This is a genomic window from Prosthecobacter sp., assembly GCF_044373815.1.
Classification (GTDB): domain Bacteria; phylum Verrucomicrobiota; class Verrucomicrobiia; order Verrucomicrobiales; family Verrucomicrobiaceae; genus Prosthecobacter.
The window spans coordinates 1-3,851 of the sequence record NZ_JBIPNG010000564.1 but is presented as its reverse complement, the minus strand read 5'-3'; the positions used below and the strand labels follow the sequence as shown (position 1 = coordinate 3,851).

The window sequence follows — 3,851 nt, the reverse complement described above, 5'->3', positions numbered from 1 at the left end:
TTTCAGAGGTCAGGAGTGGAGGGAAAGAGGGGGAACTTGGGGGGGATGATTTACGATTTCAGAGTGGCTGGAGAGGAGGGGGATGGACGTGCGTTTGCCGCAAAGGGGCGGAGGTGGATGGCCGGAGTTGAGGTGGAATAATGAGGGGTAAAATCATTTCAGAGGTCTGGAGTGGAGGGAAAGAGGGGGAAAGGGCAGAAAGATTTTGTGGAGGAGGGAGGGGGAGGGGTTCAAACGCGAATGGGCGCGAAGGGCCGCGAATTTTTTGGAATGGGGGAGGTTGGATTCGTGAAAATTCGCGGTTCATTTTTTGATATTCGCGTTCAAAAAACCTGGCTGGTGCGTTTGTTCTTGCTGCTGCTGCGCGGGGCCTCCTAAATTGGAGGCTCGTTCGCAGTCGCGAATGTCATTGAATTAAATCCAACCCATATCTTATCCATGAGTCAGATCGTTCCTCTTATCAGTTCCGGCATCGCCGGCCCTCTCGGTGTTCTTCATCTTCCACGCCTCTGGCAGAAGGCTTCTTTGGCTGCTGCGGGCAAACTGCATGCTGACTATCCGGGCATCGGCTGCGGGTATGACCAGATGACGCTGGATGCGCTGGGCATCAACATCGAGACTTTCCGGACGTTCATCGCGACGAAGCCGAGCTATCCGCAGCTTGAGAGCTGGGTGAAGGCGCAGCCGGGTGTGAACCTGACGAAGGGCAATGTTTTCAAGCACAACCAGGCGATCTCGGGCTACATCCACAGTGATGAGACGCGCAAGACGATTCTGGATGCGGATGGCATCGCGGATGACGGCAGCGTGAACCCAGGTGCGGTGGATCTGAACAACCTGGACGACTGGCACATCTTCTGGGCGCAGGAGATCAAGTAAGCTGCGAAGTGGCTGAAGTGAGTTTTGAGAACCCCGTTTGTCGTGAGGCAGGCGGGGTTTTTCGTGGAATGACGAATGACGAATGACGAATGACGGAATGCGCGGGGCAGTGGGGCAGTGGGGCAGTGGGTGTTTATCCGGAAGCGTGGAAGCGCATGTGGGTTTTGGTTTTAGCAAGGGAATGGTGAGCAAGGGAATGGGCTGATTTCGGATCAGAAGAAGGGAGGGCCTTTGGATATGAACAGCGGGTTCTGTCGTTGAGACAGGCAAGGGAATGGCTGGCAGAGGAATGGGCTGAGTTCATGGCTTGGGAAATTGCCCATCCTCTATCCGCTCTGGAAATTGACCGCGGAATACACCGAAGACGGACGCATGTCTGGCCTGGGCTGGGATTTTTAGGGGGCTTTGGACCCGGCCAATGGCTTTTGGGATGCGATGAGTGACTGATGTTGCCGAATGAAAGGCTGCTGCTGGTGATTTGAACCTCTCAATCCCATGAATCCTTCTTTTCCTATGATCCAGGCCCTGCAGGTTTTTGCGACGCGTGCTGAGCCTGAGGTGGCGTCATCGTATCGGAACTTTCTTATCGTGGCGCCGGGTTCGGTGGGGGCGGCCACGGTGCCGGATGATCAGGTGATGGCGCTGGCACGGCATCTGAATCAAGAGGGCTATGCGTATGTGGCGCGCTCCAATCAGAAGGAAATGGAGGATGATCCGTCGGGGGTGCGCTATCTGCCGTTGAGCCATCGGCTGCCGGCGTTTGGGGTGATGACGGCGGTCATCGTGATCGGTGATCCGCTTTGGGCGGCGCTGGCGGCAGCTACTTATCCGGAGGCGGATATTTTTTTGATGTAGCTGTTCCGGTAATCAATGGCGCTTGCGGGGCAGTGGTTTCAGCAAAGGAATGAACTGAATGCATAGATCTGGAAGGTCGAATTTTTGTCAAGAATTTGCACACTGACCCCATCTTTCCGGATGCTCCAGTCCGCTTTTTCAATCCCACATCGATACTAACCCGTTCCGGGCTACTTTGAGCTTGGCCAAGCCGCAACGAGGGCAGAGTTCATTGTGGTTCCAGACCTTGATGGGGTGAGACTTGCTTTTCTCACACCTGGGCTTGTGCCGGCGGGGGGGAATAGAAAAGAGGTCTTTTACGACCACCGCATCTTGCAGGTTGTCGCAGGATTCGCAGTAGATCGTCGTTGTGGCGGCGAGCATTCCGCAGTCTTCGCCACCGGAGACATGCCCGTTTAGGCCGCAGGCCGGGCAGGTGAAATCTTGGAGCATTCCCATGGGGTGTCAGATGGTTGAAGGTTTGGAAGAAACCTGCCGATCAGGACACCCATGACTCATAGCCCTCCTCCACAAGGGAAGGCGTTTCTTCCTGAAAGCTCCACAAGTGACGGCCGCCACGGGCAAACAAGGGCCCCATGATTGAGCAGTCAAAGTGGGAGGCCAGGAGGGTCTGGTCGTCCAAATTGAATCTCTCGCGCAGGGTGGTGGCTTTGGCCTCATCCAACTCTTCGAAGTAGGATGCCAGCTCACAGTGGAAGGTAAATTCTGCATCTGGTGTGGTGGTTAAATATTCCCGCACATGCTGGCGCTTGCCGTAAATGAGCGAATCATTCGGCGGCCCCAGAATCTCGCTGGCAGCCACCAGTCCGGGAACATCCGTGAGGATGACAATGACGGGTTGTTTGTCCCACTTGTTCAGGTCAGCAAAGAAGTTGCGCTCCTGAATCAGTGCTGGCCCCCACTGCTGCAGCCAGCGGATCAAATGGCCGCCGAGGATGCGGCACTGCTGTTCCTGCATGGGTGTCAGATTCTCCCGTTCAGGTATGGGCTCATCTTTTTGGCGCACTGACAGGTGCTCCTGCAAGCCCGTGGCCCATTCAGCTTTGGATTTCTTTTTCATGATGGGATGAGGTTCATGGGCTTCACACAACAAACGGCATCCGTGGCGGTGCGGTGTCCCACATGAGCTGCACTTCCTCGGGAGTGAGGCCGTAGGCTTGATTGATGAGGTCGCTGAGGGTGCGTTCGAGTTGGAGCATTTCGGTGGCGAGAGCGCGGGCGGGGTCGATGCTGTGGGTATGCTCGGCACGCAGGGCAGCGAGACCGGCGGCGGTGAGCGGCTGGCTTTTGCCACGGAGCTTTTTCACTTCGGCGATGAAGGCATCGGTATCGAGTTCGGTCAGGGCTTGGAGTTTGTTGCTGGGCTTTTCGATGGCGTATTCCACGCGCAGCCAGTCGAGCACGGTGTGCTGTGTTTGCTGCTGGCTGGCGGTGATGTCGATCAGGCGACGAACGGTGATTTCAACGGCGGCGCGGATGGCGGCGGTGGGTTCGGCGATGGGAAGCGCGGCCATCTTGAAGGTCACAGGTGAGAGTGCCTCATCCTTCATGTGTGGCAGTTCGCGCCAGTTGAACCACCAAACCAGCGGTGAGTTCAATACCGCGAGGAGGTACAAGTCATCTGTTGGTAGAATGAAGGTTTTGTTGTTAGAAAGGACACCTTTAGCTTCCAAAGCATAAGCAGGATGAAATTGAATCTCCTGATAAACCAGCTTCGGCTTTTTGAATACTTCCCAAGACTTAAAAGGTGATAGTTCCCACCAGTAACGGACAGTATTTTTTCTTCCCTTAAGTGCGTCGCGGTGACTAAACATGTGGGCGAAAACTGAAGGATAGGCTTTTTCGAAAATCAGCTCGGCATCCTCCTTCCCAGTCCACGGCCAGGTTTGTTCGTTGCTTGACCTGACTGCTAGAAGCCATTCACCGCACCACTCTGACTCCCAGCGTTTCACGTCCTGCCCCCGGTAATAACGTATGAAGAGGTGTTCACAGGCGGGGTCAGCTTTAACCAATAGCTGCTTCACACTGTCAGGGATGAAGAAGGCCTCGTTGCATCCTGTCTTCAGACCGTAAATCGGGTCTGAACCAATAAACTTGGCCAGTGGAACGCCAACTGA

General features: G+C 55.2%; 4 protein-coding genes. 2 read left to right on the top strand and 2 right to left on the bottom strand.

All coding sequences use genetic code 11. From position 1 onward, the window contains the following. The first annotated feature begins 438 nt into the window (after window positions 1–438). Together ACIREA_RS28245 and ACIREA_RS28240 are read left to right on the top strand one after the other, a co-directional pair. Complete coding sequence (locus tag ACIREA_RS28245; protein ID WP_397385661.1) at window positions 439–879, top strand: DUF5069 domain-containing protein; 441 nt, start codon at window positions 439–441, stop codon at window positions 877–879. 513 nt (window positions 880–1,392) lie between these two features. Then, window positions 1,393–1,734 carry a hypothetical protein gene (locus ACIREA_RS28240; protein ID WP_397385659.1) on the top strand — a complete coding sequence of 114 codons (342 nt, stop codon included), beginning with the start codon at window positions 1,393–1,395 and terminating at the stop codon, window positions 1,732–1,734. A gap of 478 nt (window positions 1,735–2,212) precedes the next feature. On the opposite strand, the gene ACIREA_RS28235 is transcribed toward ACIREA_RS28240, so the two are convergent. Together ACIREA_RS28235 and ACIREA_RS28230 are read right to left on the bottom strand one after the other, a co-directional pair. Further along, window positions 2,213–2,794, bottom strand: coding sequence for a hypothetical protein (locus ACIREA_RS28235; RefSeq protein ID WP_397385658.1), 582 nt, complete (start codon window positions 2,792–2,794; stop codon window positions 2,213–2,215). Window positions 2,795–2,816: 22 nt separating this feature from the next. After that, on the bottom strand, window positions 2,817–3,758 hold the full coding sequence (locus ACIREA_RS28230) for a TaqI-like C-terminal specificity domain-containing protein (RefSeq protein ID WP_397385662.1): 942 nt from the start codon (window positions 3,756–3,758) through the stop codon (window positions 2,817–2,819). Window positions 3,759–3,851: the final 93 nt, after the last annotated feature.